General features: G+C 70.9%; 16 protein-coding genes. 14 read left to right on the top strand and 2 right to left on the bottom strand.

Features of this window, described 5'->3' with window-relative positions:
• Positions 1-12 precede the first annotated feature (12 nt).
• The 9 genes from HB370_RS08740 (at position 13) to relA (ending at position 10,244) form a co-directional block, all read left to right on the top strand.
• Complete coding sequence (locus HB370_RS08740; RefSeq protein ID WP_030780999.1) at positions 13-765, top strand: YebC/PmpR family DNA-binding transcriptional regulator; 753 nt, start codon at positions 13-15, stop codon at positions 763-765.
• 124 nt (positions 766-889) lie between these two features.
• The gene (gene ruvC, locus HB370_RS08735) at positions 890-1,429 is read left to right on the top strand and encodes a crossover junction endodeoxyribonuclease RuvC (protein ID WP_030780997.1); all 540 of its coding nucleotides are present in this window, start codon (positions 890-892) and stop codon (positions 1,427-1,429) included.
• A complete protein-coding gene (gene ruvA, locus HB370_RS08730; RefSeq protein WP_030780995.1) occupies positions 1,426-2,031 on the top strand; it encodes a Holliday junction branch migration protein RuvA in 606 nt (201 codons plus the stop codon). The genes ruvC and ruvA overlap by 4 nt, the downstream gene beginning before the upstream one ends.
• Before the next feature lie 27 nt (positions 2,032-2,058).
• On the top strand, positions 2,059-3,129 hold the full coding sequence (gene ruvB, locus HB370_RS08725) for a Holliday junction branch migration DNA helicase RuvB (RefSeq protein WP_030780993.1): 1,071 nt from the start codon (positions 2,059-2,061) through the stop codon (positions 3,127-3,129).
• A gap of 177 nt (positions 3,130-3,306) precedes the next feature.
• Positions 3,307-3,783, top strand: a complete 477-nt coding sequence (gene yajC, locus HB370_RS08720) for a preprotein translocase subunit YajC (RefSeq protein ID WP_030780990.1) — start codon at positions 3,307-3,309, stop codon at positions 3,781-3,783.
• Positions 3,784-3,927: 144 nt separating this feature from the next.
• Complete coding sequence (secD, locus tag HB370_RS08715; protein WP_030780987.1) at positions 3,928-5,748, top strand: protein translocase subunit SecD; 1,821 nt, start codon at positions 3,928-3,930, stop codon at positions 5,746-5,748.
• Between the two features lie 3 nt (positions 5,749-5,751).
• Positions 5,752-6,861 (top strand): protein translocase subunit SecF, encoded by a 1,110-nt coding sequence (gene secF / locus HB370_RS08710; RefSeq protein WP_030780984.1) that lies wholly within the window; start codon positions 5,752-5,754, stop codon positions 6,859-6,861.
• The gene (locus HB370_RS08705) at positions 6,858-7,397 is read left to right on the top strand and encodes an adenine phosphoribosyltransferase (RefSeq protein ID WP_030780981.1); all 540 of its coding nucleotides are present in this window, start codon (positions 6,858-6,860) and stop codon (positions 7,395-7,397) included. The genes secF and HB370_RS08705 overlap by 4 nt, the downstream gene beginning before the upstream one ends.
• Positions 7,398-7,706: 309 nt before the next feature.
• Positions 7,707-10,244: a GTP pyrophosphokinase gene (relA, locus tag HB370_RS08695; RefSeq protein ID WP_030780978.1), complete on the top strand. Its 2,538-nt coding sequence runs from the start codon at positions 7,707-7,709 to the stop codon at positions 10,242-10,244.
• A gap of 89 nt (positions 10,245-10,333) precedes the next feature.
• On the opposite strand, the gene HB370_RS08690 is transcribed toward relA, so the two are convergent.
• Together HB370_RS08690 and HB370_RS08685 are read right to left on the bottom strand one after the other, a co-directional pair.
• A complete protein-coding gene (locus tag HB370_RS08690; protein WP_030780975.1) occupies positions 10,334-11,563 on the bottom strand; it encodes a DUF349 domain-containing protein in 1,230 nt (409 codons plus the stop codon).
• A gap of 190 nt (positions 11,564-11,753) precedes the next feature.
• Positions 11,754-12,578, bottom strand: coding sequence for a peptidylprolyl isomerase (locus HB370_RS08685; RefSeq protein WP_030780972.1), 825 nt, complete (start codon positions 12,576-12,578; stop codon positions 11,754-11,756).
• Between the two features lie 170 nt (positions 12,579-12,748).
• Between HB370_RS08685 and HB370_RS08680 the strand changes: the two genes are divergently transcribed.
• The 5 genes from HB370_RS08680 to rpsD all read left to right on the top strand — a co-directional run bounded on the left by HB370_RS08680 (position 12,749) and on the right by rpsD (position 17,913).
• A complete protein-coding gene (locus HB370_RS08680; protein ID WP_030780968.1) occupies positions 12,749-13,456 on the top strand; it encodes an MBL fold metallo-hydrolase in 708 nt (235 codons plus the stop codon).
• A 13-nt stretch (positions 13,457-13,469) separates the two neighbouring features.
• A complete protein-coding gene (gene hisS, locus HB370_RS08675) occupies positions 13,470-14,732 on the top strand; it encodes a histidine--tRNA ligase (protein WP_030780965.1) in 1,263 nt (420 codons plus the stop codon).
• 206 nt (positions 14,733-14,938) lie between these two features.
• Positions 14,939-15,595: a vitamin K epoxide reductase family protein gene (locus tag HB370_RS08670; RefSeq protein WP_030780962.1), complete on the top strand. Its 657-nt coding sequence runs from the start codon at positions 14,939-14,941 to the stop codon at positions 15,593-15,595.
• Between the two features lie 43 nt (positions 15,596-15,638).
• Positions 15,639-16,994: a replication-associated recombination protein A gene (locus HB370_RS08665; protein WP_030613857.1), complete on the top strand. Its 1,356-nt coding sequence runs from the start codon at positions 15,639-15,641 to the stop codon at positions 16,992-16,994.
• A 304-nt stretch (positions 16,995-17,298) separates the two neighbouring features.
• Complete coding sequence (rpsD, locus tag HB370_RS08660) at positions 17,299-17,913, top strand: 30S ribosomal protein S4 (protein ID WP_030780959.1); 615 nt, start codon at positions 17,299-17,301, stop codon at positions 17,911-17,913.
• The last annotated feature ends 17 nt before the right edge of the window (positions 17,914-17,930 follow it).

Raw genomic sequence — 17,930 nt, 5'->3', positions numbered from 1 at the left:
GGAGACAGGCAGATGTCCGGCCACTCTAAATGGGCCACGACGAAGCACAAGAAGGCCGTGATCGACGCCAAGCGCGGCAAGCTCTTCGCGAAGCTGATCAAGAACATCGAGGTCGCGGCCCGGATGGGCGGTGCCGACCCGGACGGCAACCCGACGCTGTACGACGCCATCCAGAAGGCGAAGAAGTCGTCGGTCCCGAACAAGAACATCGACTCCGCGGTCAAGCGCGGCGCGGGCCTCGAGGCCGGCGGCGCCGACTACGAGACGATCATGTACGAGGGCTACGGCCCGAACGGCGTCGCGGTGCTCATCGAGTGCCTCACCGACAACCGCAACCGCGCCGCCTCCGAGGTCCGCGTCGCCATGACCCGCAACGGCGGCTCCATGGCCGACCCGGGCTCGGTGTCGTACCTGTTCAACCGCAAGGGCGTCGTCATCGTCCCCAAGGGCGAGCTGACCGAGGACGACGTGCTCGGCGCGGTGCTGGACGCCGGTGCCGAGGAGGTCAACGACCTCGGCGAGAACTTCGAGGTCCTCAGCGAGCCGACCGACCTCGTCGCGGTCCGCACCGCCCTGCAGGAGGCCGGCATCGACTACGAGTCGGCCGAGGCCAACTTCGTCCCGACCATGCAGGTCGAGCTGGACGAGGAAGGCGCCAAGAAGATCTTCAAGCTCATCGACGCGCTGGAGGACAGCGACGACGTGCAGAACGTCTTCGCGAACTTCGACGTGAGCGACGAGGTCATGGAGAAGGTCGACGCGTAACGCGTACGGCTGACGACCGGGCCGACGGGACACCCCCGTCGGCCCGTCGCGTTGTACGGCGTTGTCAGTGGCACCCGATAGCCTGCACGAATATGCGATCGGGTGACCGAAGGGAGCGGTGCGGGTGCGTGTTCTGGGGGTGGACCCCGGCCTGACCCGGTGCGGGATCGGCGTGGTCGAGGGCGTCGCGGGCCGCCCGCTGACCATGCTCGGCGTCGGTGTCGTCCGCACCCCGGCCGACGCCGACCTCAGCCACCGGCTGCTCGCCGTCGAGCGGGGCATCGAGGAGTGGCTGGACGAGCACCGGCCCGAGTTCGTCGCCGTGGAGCGCGTCTTCAGCCAGCACAACGTGCGTACGGTCATGGGCACCGCCCAGGCCAGCGCCGTGGCCATGCTGTGCGCCGCCCGGCGCGGCATCCCGGTCGCCCTGCACACCCCCAGCGAGGTCAAGGCCGCCGTCACCGGCTCCGGACGAGCCGAGAAGGCCCAGGTGGGCGCCATGGTCACCCGCCTGCTGCGGCTGGCGGCGCCCCCCAAGCCCGCCGACGCCGCCGACGCCCTCGCGCTCGCCATCTGCCACATCTGGCGGGCCCCCGCCCAGAACCGGCTCCAGCAGGCGGTGGCCCGGCACACGGTCCACGCAACGAAAGGCCCCACGGCATGATCGCCTTCGTCAGCGGCACGGTCGCCGCGCTCGCCCCGGACGCCGCCGTCGTCGAGGTCGGAGGCGTCGGCATGGCCGTCCAGTGCACGCCGAACACCCTGTCGGCCCTGCGCGTCGGCCAGCCCGCCCGGCTGCACACCTCCCTCGTCGTCCGCGAGGACTCGCTCACCCTGTACGGCTTCGCGGACGACGACGAGCGCCAGGTCTTCGAGCTGCTGCAGACCGCGAGCGGCGTCGGCCCCCGCCTGGCCCAGGCCATGCTGGCCGTGCACACCCCGGACGCGCTGCGCCGCGCGGTCGCCACCGGTGACGAGAAGGCCCTCACCGCCGTCCCCGGCATCGGCAAGAAGGGCGCCCAGAAGCTGCTGCTGGAGCTGAAGGACCGGCTCGGCGTGCCCGTCGGCGCCCCGGCCGTCGGCGCGCCCGTCACCCAGGGCTGGCGCGACCAGCTGCACGCGGCCCTGATCGGTCTCGGCTACGCCACCCGCGAGGCCGACGAGGCGGTGGCCGCCGTAACGCCCCAGGCCGAGGCGGCGGCCGGCACCCCGCAGGTGGGCCCGCTGCTGAAGGCCGCCCTGCAGACCCTGAACCGCGCCCGCTGACCTGCGTCACCCCGCTAGGAGAACTTCGTGAACCGGGACGACACCACCCCCACCCCCGCCGAGGAGCGGCTCGTCGGTGCGTCCGCCGACCGGGAGGACCAGGCCGTCGAGGCCGCCCTGCGCCCCAAGGACCTCGGCGAGTTCATCGGCCAGGAGAAGGTCCGCGAACAGCTCGACCTGGTGCTGCGCGCCGCACGCGCGCGGGGCGCCACCGCCGACCACGTGCTGCTCTCCGGTGCGCCCGGCCTCGGCAAGACCACCCTGTCGATGATCATCGCGGCTGAGATGGGCGCCCCCATCCGCATCACCTCCGGCCCCGCCATCCAGCACGCCGGCGACCTCGCCTCCATCCTGTCCTCGCTCCAGGAGGGCGAGGTGCTCTTCCTCGACGAGATCCACCGCATGTCCCGGCCCGCCGAGGAGATGCTGTACATGGCGATGGAGGACTTCCGCGTCGACGTCATCGTGGGCAAGGGCCCCGGCGCCACCGCGATCCCGCTGGAGCTGCCGCCGTTCACCCTGGTCGGCGCGACCACGCGGGCGGGCCTGCTGCCGCCGCCGCTGCGCGACCGCTTCGGCTTCACCGCGCACATGGAGTTCTACTCCCCGCACGAGCTGGAGCGCGTGGTGCACCGCTCGGCGAGCCTGCTGGACGTCGTGATCGAGTCGGACGGCGCCGCCGAGATCGCCGGCCGGTCCCGGGGCACGCCCCGTATCGCCAACCGCCTGCTGCGCCGCGTCCGCGACTACGCGCAGGTCAAGGCCGACGGAGTGATCACCCGGGAGATCGCCGCCGCCGCGCTCGCCGTCTACGAGGTCGACGCGCGCGGCCTGGACCGGCTGGACCGCGCCGTCCTGGAGGCCCTGCTGAAGCTGTTCGGCGGCGGACCGGTGGGCCTGTCCACCCTCGCCGTCGCGGTGGGGGAGGAGCGGGAGACCGTGGAGGAGGTGGCCGAGCCGTTCCTGGTCCGCGAGGGACTGCTCGCCCGCACCCCGCGCGGCCGGGTCGCCACCCCCGCCGCTTGGGCGCACCTGGGCCTGACCCCACCGCAGGCGCCGGCGGCGGGAAACGGACAACAGGACTTGTTCGGGGCGTGAGGGCGGCCGAGCGGCGAGGGCGATGGCCCGGCCGGAACCCAGGTGCCATGCTGAGCGTTGTTCCATGAGAGCGGACTCGCTTAGACTCCGCCGATGCCGCCCTTGCGGGCGGCGCCGACCACACCCCCATCCAACAGGCCGCTCACCCGCGCGGTCGCGCGAAGGAAATTCCGTCCCGTGAATGCCTATACCCTTCTCCCGTTCATCGTGCTCATCGCGGCCATGTTCCTGATGACGCGTTCGGCCAAGAAGAAGCAGCAGCAGGCCGCCGACATGCGGAACCAGATGCAGCCCGGATCCGGAGTCCGCACGATCGGGGGGATGTACGCGACGGTCAAGGAGGTCAACGAGGACACGGTCCTCCTCGACGCCGGGCCGGGCGTCGACCTCCTCTTCGCCAAGAACGCCATCGGTGCCGTCCTCTCCGACGACGAGTACAACCGCATCGTCCACGGCATCGAGCACGACCTGAAGTCCGACACCGGCATCGTCCCGGACGACGCCTCCTCCCTCACCGAGACCGACGAGACCGACGGATCCGCCGACGCTGCCGCCGCCTCGGACGACAAGATCGACCTCGGTAAGAAGGACGCCGCCGAGGCCGGTGCGGACGACCAGCCGAAGAAGACCGACGGCGACTCCGACGCGAAGTAGTCACTCCCCGGGATCACGCGGCGGCCGCATGACGGGCGCCCCGCGTGACCCGGGCGCGTCTGTTTCCCGCACGGGAGTCCGACACCATGTCATGGCCGACCGCGCCGACCGGGCGCGGGGCGGCCCGAGAGGGAGTACGAGAAGGTGGCAGCACCTAAGAGGGGCCGAAGCGCGAGCGCCCCGAGCAAGCCAGGGCGCTCGCTGGCCCTCATCCTGATCGCCATCGTGGCGCTCGCCGGAGGGATGTTCGCCTCCGGGCACACCACTCCGCGTCTCGGCATCGACCTCGCCGGTGGTACGAGCATTACGCTCAAGGCGAAGGCCGATCAGGGGTCCGCGATCAACAAGGCCAACATGGACACCGCGGTCGACATCATGAACCGCCGGGTCAACGGCCTGGGTGTCTCCGAGGCGGAGGTGCAGACCCAGGGGAACGACAACATCATCGTCAACATCCCCAAGGGCACCAACTCCAAGGAGGCCCAGGAGCAGGTAGGCACCACCGCCAAGCTGTACTTCCGGCCGGTCCTGGCGAGCGAGCCCAGCGGCCCCGCCACGAAGAGCCCGTCGCCGAGCGCGTCCTCCAAGGGCGGCTCGTCGCCGAAGCCGGGCAGCAGCCCGTCGGCGTCCGCCTCGGCCACGGAGAAGGCGACCGGTTCCGGCAAGGAGACGGCGTCCGGTTCCGCGTCTCCCTCCGCCTCGGCCACGTCCCAGGGCCGCGCGGTCACCGACGCCCTGAAGGCCGACGCCACCCCCTCGCCGAGCGGCTCCGCCTCCGGCAGCGCCAAGCCCTCGGCCACTCCGCCGGCCACGCCCTCGGCCCCGGCCGGCGACGGCTCCGGCGCGGACGCCAAGCTCCAGGCGCAGTACGCGGCCCTGGACTGCACCAAGCCCACCGACCGGGCGAACGCCGGCAAGAACGCCAAGCCGGGCCGGCCCACCGTGGCCTGCGGCAAGATCGACGACGCCTGGTACAAGTACCTGCTCGGCCCGGCCGCCGTGGACGGCACCGAGGTGAAGAAGGCGCAGGCCGTCTTCGACACCCAGGGCGCCGCCGGCTGGCAGGTCCAGATGAACTTCACCTCCAAGGGTGCCAAGAAGTTCGCCGACATCACCGGCGAGCTGGCCAGCAAGCCGCAGCCGCAGAACGAGTTCGGCATCGTCCTGGACGGCGAGGTCGTCTCCAGCCCGTATGTGCGCCAGTCCATCACCGGCGGCCAGGCGGAGATCTCCGGCAGCTTCCAGCAGGACGAGGCGCAGGGTCTCGCCAACATGCTGTCGTACGGCGCCCTGCCGCTGTCCTTCCAGGAGCAGTCCGTCACCACCGTCACCGCCGCGCTCGGCGGCGAGCAGCTGCACGCCGGTCTGCTCGCGGGCGCGATCGGCCTGGCGCTGGTCGTGATCTACCTGGTGGTCTACTACCGCGGCCTGTCGATCGTGGCCATGGCCTCGCTGCTGGTCTCCGCGATCCTCACCTACGTGATCATGTCGCTGCTCGGCCCGGCCATCAACTTCGCGCTGAACCTGCCGGCCGTGTGCGGTGCCATCGTCGCCATCGGTATCACCGCGGACTCGTTCATCGTGTACTTCGAGCGCATAAGGGACGAGATCCGTGAGGGCCGCACGCTGCGCCCCGCGGTGGAGCGGGCCTGGCCGCGTGCCCGGCGCACCATCCTGGTCTCCGACTTCGTGTCGTTCCTCGCCGCCGCCGTGCTGTTCGTCGTCACCGTCGGCAAGGTGCAGGGCTTCGCCTTCACGCTGGGCCTGACCACCCTGCTCGACGTGGTCGTGGTCTTCTTCTTCACCAAGCCGCTGATGACGCTCCTCGCCCGCCGCAAGTTCTTCGCGGACGGCCACAAGTGGTCCGGTCTCGACCCCAAGGGCCTGGGCGCCAAGCCCCCGCTGCGCCGCACCCGCCGTCCCGCCGGTCCCGCAGCCGGCCCCGTCGACCCGAAGGAGGCGTGAGCCATGTCGAAACTCGGCACCATCGGCGCCCGGCTGCACCGCGGCGAGATCGCGTACGACTTCGTCGGCAAGCGGAAGATCTGGTACGGCATCTCGATCCTGATCACCATCACGGCCATCGTCGGCCTGGCGGTGCGCGGCCTGAACATGGGCATCGAGTTCGAGGGCGGCGCCGTCTTCACCACGCCCACGAAGATGAGCGCCTCGGTGGCCCAGGCGGAGGAGTACGCCAACAAGGCCTCCGGCCACCAGGCCATCGTGCAGAAGCTGGGCAACGGCAGCCTGCGCATCCAGATCGCCGGCATCGACACCGGCCAGTCCGACCGGATCAAGCAGGAGCTGGCCAAGGACCTGAAGCTCGACCCCGAGAAGCTGGCCGCCGACCTGGTCGGCCCGAGCTGGGGCGAGCAGATCGCCAACAAGGCATGGCAGGGCCTGGCGATCTTCATGGTCCTCGTGGTGATCTACCTGGCGATCGCCTTCGAGTGGCGCATGGCCGTGGCCGCGCTGGTCGCGCTGATCCACGACATCACCATCACGACCGGTATCTACGCCCTGGTCGGCTTCGAGGTGACACCCGGCACGGTCATCGGTCTGCTGACCATCCTCGGTTACTCGCTCTACGACACGGTCGTCGTCTTCGACAGCCTCAAGGAGCAGACGAAGGACCTGACCAAGCAGACCCGGTTCACCTACAGCGAGATCGCCAACCGCTCGATCAACGGCACCCTGGTCCGCTCCATCAACACCACGGTCGTCGCGCTGCTGCCGGTCGCCGGTCTGCTCTTCATCGGCGGCGGCTTCCTCGGCGCGGGCACGCTCAACGACATCTCGCTGTCGCTGTTCGTGGGCCTCGCGGCCGGTGCCTACTCCTCCATCTTCATCGCCACCCCGCTCGTCGCCGACCTCAAGGAGCGCGAGCCGGCGATGAAGAGCCTCACCAAGCGGGTCCTGGCCAAGCGCGCCCAGGCCGCCGCCGCGGGGGAGGACCTCGCCGAGGTCCGTGCCACCGCCGGTGACGACGGCGACGACGGCACCCCCGCCGTCGTGGGCCCGCGCAACCAGCCCGCACGCGGCCGAGGCCGCGGCCGTACCTCCGGAAAGCGCCGATGACCGACATCCAGGAACTGCTGCTGAGCCGCATCCGCGATGTGGCCGACTACCCGGAGCCGGGAGTGATGTTCAAGGACATCACCCCGCTCCTGGCCGACCCGGCGGCCTTCACCGCGCTCACCGACGCGCTGGCGCAGATCGCCGCCGACACCGGCGCGACCAAGGTCGTCGGCCTGGAGGCCCGGGGCTTCATCCTCGGCGCCCCGGTCGCCGTCCGTGCCGGCCTGGGCTTCATCCCGGTCCGCAAGGCGGGCAAGCTGCCCGGGGCCACCCTGCGCCAGGCCTACGACCTGGAGTACGGCTCGGCGGAGATCGAGGTGCACGCCGAGGACCTGTCCGCCGGCGACCGCGTGCTGATCGTGGACGACGTCCTGGCCACGGGCGGTACGGCCGAGGCGGCGATCCATCTGATCCAGCGCGCCGGCGCCGAGGTGTCCGGCCTCGCGGTGCTGATGGAGCTGGGCTTCCTGGGCGGCCGCACCCGGCTGGAGGCCGCGCTGGACGGGGCCCCGCTCCAGGCGCTGCTCCAGGTCTGACCGCGTAGCCGTGCGACGGCCGCCCCGGCATGTGTGTGCCGGGGCGGCCGTTTGCGTCCCGCCGGGTCCGCAGCCGCTGCTCTGTGCGCCCGGTTCGATGTTTTCGCAGGTCGCGCGGGTTCGTCCGCCGGTCGCGGACGTTGATGCGGGGGCTTCGCGACCGGCCGTCCGGAATCCCGTGACAGCCTTTCGCGTTGCAGGGGTAGACGGTCCTCACAGCCGCCTGAAGGCGATGACCGGGCGCAGGATCGCTACCATGGGGTCTCCGGAGCCTGACCGGGGGACCCGGATCGCGCACGAGGAGTCCTCTTGCCAGACGAGGCCCAGCCACTGACCGCCGCCAAGCCCGAGCCCGCCTCGGCCGCCGCGGCGAAGCCCGCGCCGAGCGCTTCCCAGGTGAAGAACGACACCCGCGGGGCGGTCGAGCACGCCCACTCCGCGCCCGTGGAGAAGAGCGCGGAGTCCGCGCGTCCCAAGCAGGCCCCGGCCGAGCGCCCGGCGCAGCCCCCGGTGGTCCGCCAGCCGGCCGCGCAGCCCACCCGGACCGCCTCCTCCAACCGGGTCCGGGCCCGCCTCGCCCGCCTCGGCGTCCAGCGCGCGAACCCCTACAACCCGGTCCTGGAGCCGCTGCTGCGGATAGTGCGCAGCAACGACCCCAAGATCGAGAACTCCACGCTGCGCCAGATCGAGCGCGCCTACCAGGTCGCCGAACGCTGGCACCGAGGCCAGAAGCGCAAGAGCGGCGACCCGTACATCACGCACCCGCTCGCCGTCACCACCATCCTCGCCGAGCTGGGCATGGACCCGGCCACCCTGATGGCGGGGCTGCTGCACGACACCGTCGAGGACACCGAGTACGGCCTGGAGGACCTGCGCCGCGACTTCGGCGACGTCGTCGCCCTGCTGGTCGACGGCGTCACCAAGCTGGACAAGGTCAAGTTCGGCGAGGCCGCTCAGGCCGAGACCGTGCGCAAGATGGTCGTGGCCATGGCGAAGGACCCGCGGGTCCTGGTCATCAAGCTCGCCGACCGGCTGCACAACATGCGCACCATGCGCTACCTCAAGCGCGAGAAGCAGGAGAAGAAGGCGCGCGAGACGCTGGAGATCTACGCTCCGCTCGCCCACCGCCTCGGCATGAACACCATCAAGTGGGAGCTGGAGGACCTCGCGTTCGCGATCCTCTACCCCAAGATGTACGACGAGATCGTACGGCTGGTGGCCGAGCGGGCGCCCAAGCGTGACGAGTACCTGGCCATAGTGACCGACGAGGTCCAGTCCGACCTGCGCGCCGCCCGGATCAAGGCCACCGTGACCGGCCGCCCCAAGCACTACTACAGCGTCTACCAGAAGATGATCGTGCGGGGCCGAGACTTCGCCGAGATCTACGACCTGGTGGGCATCCGCGTCCTCGTCGACACGGTCCGCGACTGCTACGCCGCCCTCGGCACGGTGCACGCGCGATGGAACCCGGTCCCCGGCCGGTTCAAGGACTACATCGCGATGCCCAAGTTCAACATGTACCAGTCGCTGCACACGACGGTCATCGGCCCCAACGGCAAGCCGGTCGAACTCCAGATCCGCACGTTCGACATGCACCGCCGCGCCGAGTACGGCATCGCCGCGCACTGGAAGTACAAGCAGGAGGCCGTCGCCGGCGCCTCCAAGGTCCGCACCGACGCGCCGAAGACGTCGGCGAAGGACAAGGACGCCATCAACGACATGGCGTGGCTGCGGCAGCTGCTGGACTGGCAGAAGGAGACCGAGGACCCGGGCGAGTTCCTGGAGTCCCTGCGCTTCGACCTGTCCCGCAACGAGGTCTTCGTCTTCACGCCCAAGGGCGATGTCATCGCCCTGCCGGCCGGCGCCACCCCGGTGGACTTCGCGTACGCCGTGCACACCGAGGTCGGCCACCGCACCATAGGGGCGCGGGTCAACGGGCGGCTGGTCCCGCTGGAATCCACCCTGGACAACGGCGACCTGGTCGAGGTGTTCACCTCCAAGGCGCCCGGCGCCGGCCCGTCCCGGGACTGGCTCGGCTTCGTCAAGTCGCCGCGGGCGCGCAACAAGATCCGCGCCTGGTTCTCCAAGGAGCGCCGGGACGAGGCGATCGAGCAGGGCAAGGACGCCATCGTGCGGGCCATGCGCAAGCAGAACCTGCCGATCCAGCGGATCCTCACCGGGGACTCGCTGGTCACCCTCGCGCACGAGATGCGCTACTCGGACATCTCCGCGCTGTACGCGGCGATCGGCGAGGGCCATGTCTCCGCGCAGAACATCGTGCAGAAGCTCGTCCAGGCGCTCGGCGGCGAGGAGGCGGCCACCGAGGAGATCGACGAGACGGTCCCGCCGTCCCGCGGCCGCGGGCGCAAGCGGCGCTCCACCGCCGACCCGGGCGTGGTCGTCAAGGGCGTCGAGGACGTGTGGGTGAAGCTGGCCCGCTGCTGTACGCCGGTCCCGGGAGACCCGATCATCGGCTTCGTCACCCGCGGCAGCGGCGTATCGGTTCACCGCAGCGACTGCGTCAACGTCGACTCGCTGTCCCGGGAGCCGGAGCGCATCCTCGACGTCGAGTGGGCGCCGACCCAGTCCTCGGTCTTCCTGGTCGCCATCCAGGTGGAGGCGCTGGACCGGTCCCGGCTGCTGTCGGACGTCACCCGGGTGCTGTCCGACCAGCACGTCAACATCCTGTCGGCGGCCGTGCAGACCTCCCGGGACCGGGTGGCCACCTCCCGGTTCACCTTCGAGATGGGCGACCCCAAGCACCTCGGCCACGTGCTGAAGGCGGTCCGTGGCGTGGAGGGCGTGTACGACGTGTACCGGGTGACGTCGGGACGCAGCCGCTCGTAGTGCCCCGGAAAGCCCCGGGCAGACCCTCCGGGACGCGAGAAGGGCCCCGTGCGCGCGTACGGGGCCCTTTCAGCGGTGCGGTGAGGGATTCAGCCGCCGAACTCCTGCAGGCCCTTGAGAGCCTGGTCCAGAAGCGCCTGGCGGCCCTCCAGCTCCTTCTGCAGCTTGTCGGCCTTGGCGTTGTTGCCCTGGGCCCGCGCCTGGTCGATCTGCGCCCGCAGCTTGTCCACGGCGGCCTGGAGCTGACCGGTCAGACCCTCGGCACGCGCGCGTGCCTCCGGGTTGGTCCGGCGCCACTCGGCCTCCTCGGCCTCCTGGATCGCCCGCTCCACGGCGTGCATCCGGCCCTCGACCTTCGGCCGGGCGTCCCGCGGGACGTGACCGATGGCCTCCCAGCGCTCGTTGATCGAGCGGAAGGCGGCCCGCGCGGCCTTCAGGTCGGTGATCGGCAGGAGCTTCTCGGCCTCCTCGGCCAGCTCCTCCTTCAGCTTCAGGTTCTCCGACTGCTCGGCGTCCCGCTCGGCGAACACCGAGCTGCGGGCGGCGAAGAACACGTCCTGGGCGCCGCGGAAGCGGTTCCACAGGTCGTCCTCGTGCTCGCGCTGGGCGCGGCCCGCGGCCTTCCACTCCGCCATCAGCTCGCGGTACCGGGCGGCCGTCGGACCCCAGTCCGTCGACCCGGACAGCGCCTCCGCCTCGGCGACCAGCCGCTCCTTGACCCGCCGGGCCTCCTCGCGCTGCGCGTCCAGCTGCGCGAAGTGCGCCTTGCGGCGCTTGGAGAACGCCGACCGGGCGTGCGAGAAGCGGTGCCACAGCTCGTCGTCGGACTTGCGGTCCAGCCGCGGCAGCCCCTTCCAGGTGTCCACCAGCGCCCGCAGCCGCTCACCGGCGGCCCGCCACTGGTCGGACTGCGCCAGCCGCTCCGCCTCGGCGACCAGGTCCTCCTTGGCCTTGCGGGCCTCGTCGGACTGTTTGGCCCGCTGCGCCTTGCGCTCCTCGCGGCGCGCCTCGACGGTCGCCACCAGCTTGTCCAGCCGCTTGCGCAGCGCGTCCAGATCACCGACCGCGTGGTGCGCGTCCACCTGCTCGCGCAGGTGGCCGATGGCGGCCTGGGCGTCCTTCGCCGACAGGTCGGTGGTCCGCACACGCTTCTCGAGGAGGCCGATCTCGACAACCAGGCCCTCGTACTTGCGCTCGAAGTAGGCCAGCGCCTCCTCGGGGGAGCCGGCCTGCCAGGAACCGACGACCTTCTCGCCGTCGGCCGTACGCACGTACACGGTCCCCGTCTCGTCGACGCGGCCCCACGGGTCGCTGCTCACAGCGCCTCCTCCACATGATGCCTGCGGGGGGCCGCAGCACCCCCGGGCATCGTCCACAGTTTCGTCACGGCCAACATAGGCGACCGGCGGGCGGCCTGTCCGCATCCAGCGCGACCGAAATTCCGCCGCCCGCCCCGTTGACCTTCGGTTCCGGGTGCCGGCCGGGGCCGGCGGGGTCCGGGCACGGGAGTCAGGACTTGACGACCGTGGCCTTGTCGATCACGACCGTCGCGTTCGGCGCGCCATCACCGGCGCCCGTGTTCTCACCGGCCGCCGCGATCTTCTCCAGCACCTTCATGCCGGCCGCGTCGACCGTGCCGAACGGCGTGTAGCTGGGCGGCAGCTGGCTGTCCTTGTAGACGAGGAAGAACTGGCTGCCGCCGGTGTGCGCCTGCCCGGTGTTCGCCATCGCCACCGTGCCCGCCGGGTAGGTGTTGTTCTTGAGGCTCTTGTCCTTGAGGTTCTCGTCCGGGAGCGTGTAGCCGGGGCCGCCCGCGCCGGTGCCCTGCGGGTCACCGCACTGCAGGACGTAGATGCCCTGGGTGGTGAGCCGGTGGCACTTGGTGTGGTCGAAGTAGCCCTTGCCGGCGAGGAAGTCGAACGAGTTCACCGTGTGCGGCGCCGCCGACGTCTTCAGCGCGACGCCGATGTCCCCGCACGTCGTCGCGAGCTTCAGCGTGTACTTCGCCGACGTGTCGATCGTCATCGCCGGCTCCTTCTTCCAGCTCAGCTTCTTCACCGAGCCGGCCGCCGGCTTCTCGCAGGGGTCCGGTGCCTTGCTGGTCGGCGCGGCGCTCGGCGTGGCATCGCCGCTCGCGCTCGTCGTCTTCTTGTCGTCGTCCTTGAGCACTCCCGTCGTGTACAGGGCGACACTGCCGATCACGACCACGCCCAGGACCGACGCGATCACGGAGTTGCGCAGGCGGGCCTTGCGCCGCGCCTCGGTGCGCCGCTGCTGCTGCCGCAAGAACTTCTCCCGGGCGAGCTGACGCCGCCGCTGCTCCTGGCTGACCACCGGGTTGTCTCCTCATGCGTGTCGTGTGTCGGGCGGTACGCGTGCGTCCTCGTGCGCCGACCGCTGCGTGTAGCCCCGTACCGTATATGGGTTCGCTGAGGAAACGGCAGCGCCGGTAGGCTCTGGGAGCAGCTGAAGCCGCCTGCAACCGACACAAACGAAGGACGATCGTGCTCATTGCCGGGTTCCCCGCCGGGGCCTGGGGGACGAACTGTTATCTCGTCGCCCCCGCCGCCGGTGAGGAGTGCGTGATCATCGACCCCGGCCACCAGGCCGCCGGAGGCGTCGAGGAAACGCTGAGGAAGCATCGGCTCAAGCCCGTCGCCGTCGTCCTCACCCACGGCCACATCGACCACGTCGCCTCGGTCGTCCCCGTCTGCGGCGCGCACGAGGTACCGGCCTGGATCCACCCCGAGGACCGGTACATGATGAGCGACCCGGAGAAGGCGCTGGGCCGTTCCATCGGCATGCCGCTCATGGGCGAGCTGACCGTGGGGGAGCCGGACGACGTCCGGGAGCTGACGGACGGCACGGCCCTGGAGCTGGCCGGCCTCACGTTCTCCGTCGCGCACGCGCCGGGCCATACCAAGGGGTCGGTGACCTTCCGGATGCCCGAGAGCGCCGACGTCCCGTCGGTGTTCTTCTCCGGGGATCTGCTGTTCGCCGGCTCCATCGGACGCACCGATCTGCCGGGCGGATCCATGGAGGACATGCTCGAGTCGCTGGCCCGCGTGTGCCTGCCGCTCGACGACTCCACCGTGGTGCTGTCCGGCCACGGCCCCCAGACGACCATCGGCCGGGAGCGCGCCACCAACCCCTATCTGCGGCAGGTGGCCGCCGGCCCGGGAAGCGCGGACGCTCCCCGACGAGGAATGTGACGAGAGACCTACGTTGAGCACTTTTCAGGCCCCCAAGGGCACCTACGACCTGATCCCGCCGGACTCGGCCGCCTACCTGGCGGTCCGCGAGGCCATCGCCGCCCCGCTGCGCGACTCCGGCTACGGCTACATCGAGACCCCCGGCTTCGAGAACGTCGAACTGTTCGCGCGCGGTGTCGGCGAGTCCACCGACATCGTGACCAAGGAGATGTACGCCTTCGAGACCAAGGGCGGCGACAAGCTCGCCCTGCGCCCCGAGGGCACCGCGTCCGTGCTGCGGGCGGCCCTGGAGGCCAACCTGCACAAGACGGGCAACCTCCCGGTCAAGCTCTGGTACTCCGGCTCCTACTACCGCTACGAGCGCCCCCAGAAGGGCCGCTACCGCCACTTCTCCCAGGTGGGCGCGGAGGCGATCGGCGCGGAGGACCCGGCGCTGGACGCCGAGCTGATCATCCTGGCCGACCAGGCGTACCGCTCGCTGGGCCTGCGGAACTTCCGCATCCTGCTGAACAGCCTGGGCGACAAGGAGTGCCGTCCGGTGTACCGGGCCGCGCTCCAGGACTTCCTGCGCGGCCTGGACCTCGACGAGGACACCCGCCGGCGCGTCGACATCAACCCGCTGCGGGTCCTGGACGACAAGCGCGAGTCGGTCCAGAAGCAGCTCGCCGGCGCCCCGCTGCTGCGCGACTACCTGTGCGACGCGTGCAAGGCGTACCACGAGGAGGTCCGCGAGCTGATCACCGCCGCGGGCGTCTCCTTCGAGGACGACCCCAGGCTGGTGCGCGGCCTGGACTACTACACCCGCACCACCTTCGAGTTCGTGCACGACGGTCTGGGCTCGCAGTCCGCGGTGGGCGGCGGCGGCCGGTACGACGGCCTGTCCGAGATGATCGGCGGCCCCGCGCTGCCGTCCGTCGGCTGGGCCCTGGGCGTCGACCGCACGGTCCTCGCGCTCCAGGCCGAGGGCGTGCGGCTGGACCTGCCGGCCTCGACGTCCGTGTACGCCGTCCCGCTCGGCGAGGAGGCCCGCCGGGTGCTGTTCGCCAAGGTCACCGAGTTGCGCAAGGTGGGCATCGCGGCCGACTTCGCCTACGGCGGCAAGGGGCTGAAGGGCGCCATGAAGAACGCCAACCGCTCCGGTGCCCGCTACGCGCTCGTCGCCGGCGAGCGCGACCTGGCCGAGGGCGTCGTCCAGCTCAAGGACATGGAGTCCGGCGAGCAGACCGCGATCGGCGTCAACGAGATCGTGGCGGAGCTGGAGTCGCGGCTCGGCTAGCCGCACGCGCGCGTGGGCGCCGGACACTCCCCGAGGGGGCGTCCGGCGCCCTTGTCGCGGGAGGGCCGGCCGCTGTCCGGAACCCGGCGGGGGCACCGGTCGTACGTAGATCCTTATGCGCAACGAACGGTGCGCACACAGGTGCGTGCGGCACAATGACCCCTGCCCGAAGATGGTCCGACCCCTCGAGTGACGGAATCGGCGTGATGAGCAAGACGACAGTGAACGACGTCTCCGCGGAGCCCGGTCCGGAGCGCGCCGCCGACGCCCCGCGCGCGGCCGGCGGCAGCCGTGCCCTCGCCATCCTGCTGGTGATCACCGGCGCGGCCGGACTGCTGGCCTCGTGGGTCATCACGATCGACAAGTTCAAGCTCCTCGAAGCCAAGGTCGCGGGCAAGACCTTCACCCCCGGGTGCAGCCTCAACCCGGTGGTCTCCTGCGGCAGCGTCATGGAGAGCAAGCAGGCCGCCGCCTTCGGCTTCCCCAACCCGATGCTCGGGCTGGTCGCCTACGGCATCGTCATCTGCGTCGGCATGAGCCTGCTGGCCCGCGCCCGGTTCCCGCGCTGGTACTGGCTCACGTTCAACCTCGGCACCCTGTTCGGCGTGGGCTTCTGCACCTGGCTGCAGTTCCAGTCCCTGTACCGGATCAACGCGCTGTGCCTGTGGTGCTCGCTGGCCTGGGTCGCCACGATCACCATGTTCTGGTACGTCACCTCGTTCAACGTCCGCAACGCCTTCCTGCCGGCCCCGCGCTGGCTGCGGTCCTTCTTCGGCGAGTTCACCTGGGTCGTGCCGGTCGCGCACATCGGCATCATCGGCATGCTGGTGCTGACCCGCTGGTGGGAGTTCTGGACCAGCTGACGGTCCCGGCCGGATTGTCAGTGCGGTGTTCTAGGGTTTCAGCGTGGAACCCGACCTGTTCACCGCCGCAGCAGAAGAACGCCAGGAGAAGGATCCGGCGGGCAGCCCCCTGGCGGTGCGCATGCGCCCGCGCTCGCTCGACGAGGTCGTGGGCCAGCAGCACCTGCTGGCACCCGGCTCCCCCCTGCGCCGTCTGGTCGGCGAGGGCTCCGGCGGGCCCGCCGGACCGTCCTCGGTGATCCTCTGGGGCCCGCCCGGCACCGGCAAGACCACCCTGGCGTACGTGGTGTCCAAGGCGACCGACAAGCGGTTCGTGGAGCTGTCCGCGATCACCGCGGGCGTCAAGGAGGTCCGCGCGGTCATCGACGGCGCCCGCCGCGCCACCGGCGGCTACGGCAAGGAGACCGTCCTCTTCCTGGACGAGATCCACCGCTTCAGCAAGGCCCAGCAGGACTCCCTGCTGCCGGCCGTGGAGAACCGCTGGGTGACCCTGATCGCGGCCACCACGGAGAACCCCTACTTCTCGGTGATCTCCCCGCTGCTCTCCCGCTCCCTGCTGCTCACCCTCGAACCCCTCACCGACGACGACATCCGCGGCCTGCTGCGGCGCGCCCTCGCCGACGAACGCGGCCTGAAGAACGCCGTCACGCTCCCCGAGGAGACCGAGGAGCACCTGCTGCGGATCGCCGGCGGCGACGCCCGGCGCGCCCTGACCGCCCTGGAGGCCGCCGCCGGCGCCGCCCTCGACCAGGGCGAGAGCGAGATCGGCCTGCGGACGCTGGAACAGACCGTCGACCGCGCCGCCGTGAAGTACGACCGCGACGGCGACCAGCACTACGACGTCGCCAGCGCCCTCATCAAGTCCATCCGCGGCTCCGACGTCGACGCGGCCCTGCACTACCTGGCCCGCATGATCGAGGCCGGCGAGGACCCCCGGTTCATCGCCCGCCGGCTGATGATCTCCGCCAGCGAGGACATCGGCCTCGCCGACCCCACCGCGCTGCCGATCGCGGTCGCCGCCGCCCAGGCCGTCGCCATGATCGGCTTCCCGGAGGCCGCCCTCACGCTCAGCCACGCCACCATCGCCCTGGCCCTCGCGCCCAAGTCCAACTCCGCGACCACCGCGATCGCCGCCGCCCTGGACGACGTACGCAAGGGCCTGGCCGGCCCGGTCCCCCCGCATCTGCGCGACGGGCACTACAAGGGCGCCGCCAAGCTCGGCCACGCCCAGGGGTACGTGTACCCGCACGACCTGCCGGAGGGCATCGCCGAGCAGCAGTACGCCCCGGACGCCCTGAAGGACCGCGAGTACTACACCCCGGGCCGGCACGGCGCCGAGGCCAGGTACGCGGACGCCGTCGAGTGGACCCGCAGACACCTCGGTCGCAAGCGGTCCTGAGCAGCCTGTAGACTGCTGCGAAGTGCCGAGTTCCGTGCTGTCAGAGCGGGACAACCGGCCGGAGACCCGGTCCCTCGCGGACCGGCTCCAGGAGCGTCGCGCACCGTCGAACGGTGTCGCGGGCAGCCCACCACCCCCCGTGAGATCCCGGGACGGTCGGTGGGCCACTCGCGTGCTGCACGTATGTGCCCAGACCAGGGAAGCGGCTGCCCGGCAGGTCCCGCGCGGACCCTACGGGTTTTCCCGGCTGCGGATGCGACCTCCCTAAACCCTGACGAGCCGGAATCTAGGAAATGAGATAACTGTGGCGAACCAGTCCCGCCCCAAGGTCAAGAAGTCGCGTGCCCTCGGCATCGCGCTGACCCCGAAGGCCGTCAAGTACTTCGAGGCCCGCCCCTACCCGCCGGGTGAGCACGGCCGCGGCCGCAAGCAGAACTCGGACTACAAGGTCCGTCTGCTGGAGAAGCAGCGCCTGCGCGCTCAGTACGACATCTCCGAGCGCCAGCTGGTGCGCGCCTACGAGCGTGCCTCCAAGGTCCAGGGCAAGACCGGTGAGGCCCTGATCGTGGAGCTGGAGCGCCGCCTCGACGCGCTGGTCCTGCGTTCGGGCATCGCCCGCACGATCTACCAGGCCCGCCAGATGGTCGTCCACGGCCACATCCAGGTCAACGGCCAGAAGGTCGACAAGCCGTCCTTCCGTGTCCGCCCGGACGACGTCGTGCAGGTCCGCGACCGCTCCAAGGACAAGACGCTGTTCCAGATCGCCCGTGAGGGTGGCTTCGCCGCCGACGGCGAGACCCCGCGCTACCTCCAGGTGAACCTCAAGGCCCTGGCGTTCCGCCTGGACCGCGAGCCGAACCGCAAGGAGATCCCGGTGATCTGCGACGAGCAGCTCGTCGTCGAGTACTACGCCCGCTGACCCAGGTCACGGCACAG

Origin of the sequence: Streptomyces sp. DSM 40868 (genome assembly GCF_011820545.1) — a bacterium.
Taxonomy (GTDB): Bacteria; Actinomycetota; Actinomycetes; order Streptomycetales; family Streptomycetaceae; genus Streptomyces; species Streptomyces eurythermus.
Note: the sequence above shows the minus strand (reverse complement) of the source record. Positions and strands in the feature narration are given on the sequence as shown.

Coding starts and splice junctions, on each gene's coding strand:
- ruvA (WP_030780995.1), top strand. CDS start 1,426: ATGATCGCCTTCGTCAGCGGCACGGTCGCCGCGCTCGCCCCGGACGCC.
- secF (WP_030780984.1), top strand. CDS start 5,752: ATGTCGAAACTCGGCACCATCGGCGCCCGGCTGCACCGCGGCGAGATC.
- HB370_RS08705 (WP_030780981.1), top strand. CDS start 6,858: ATGACCGACATCCAGGAACTGCTGCTGAGCCGCATCCGCGATGTGGCC.
- HB370_RS08740 (WP_030780999.1), top strand. CDS start 13: ATGTCCGGCCACTCTAAATGGGCCACGACGAAGCACAAGAAGGCCGTG.
- HB370_RS08670 (WP_030780962.1), top strand. CDS start 14,939: ATGAGCAAGACGACAGTGAACGACGTCTCCGCGGAGCCCGGTCCGGAG.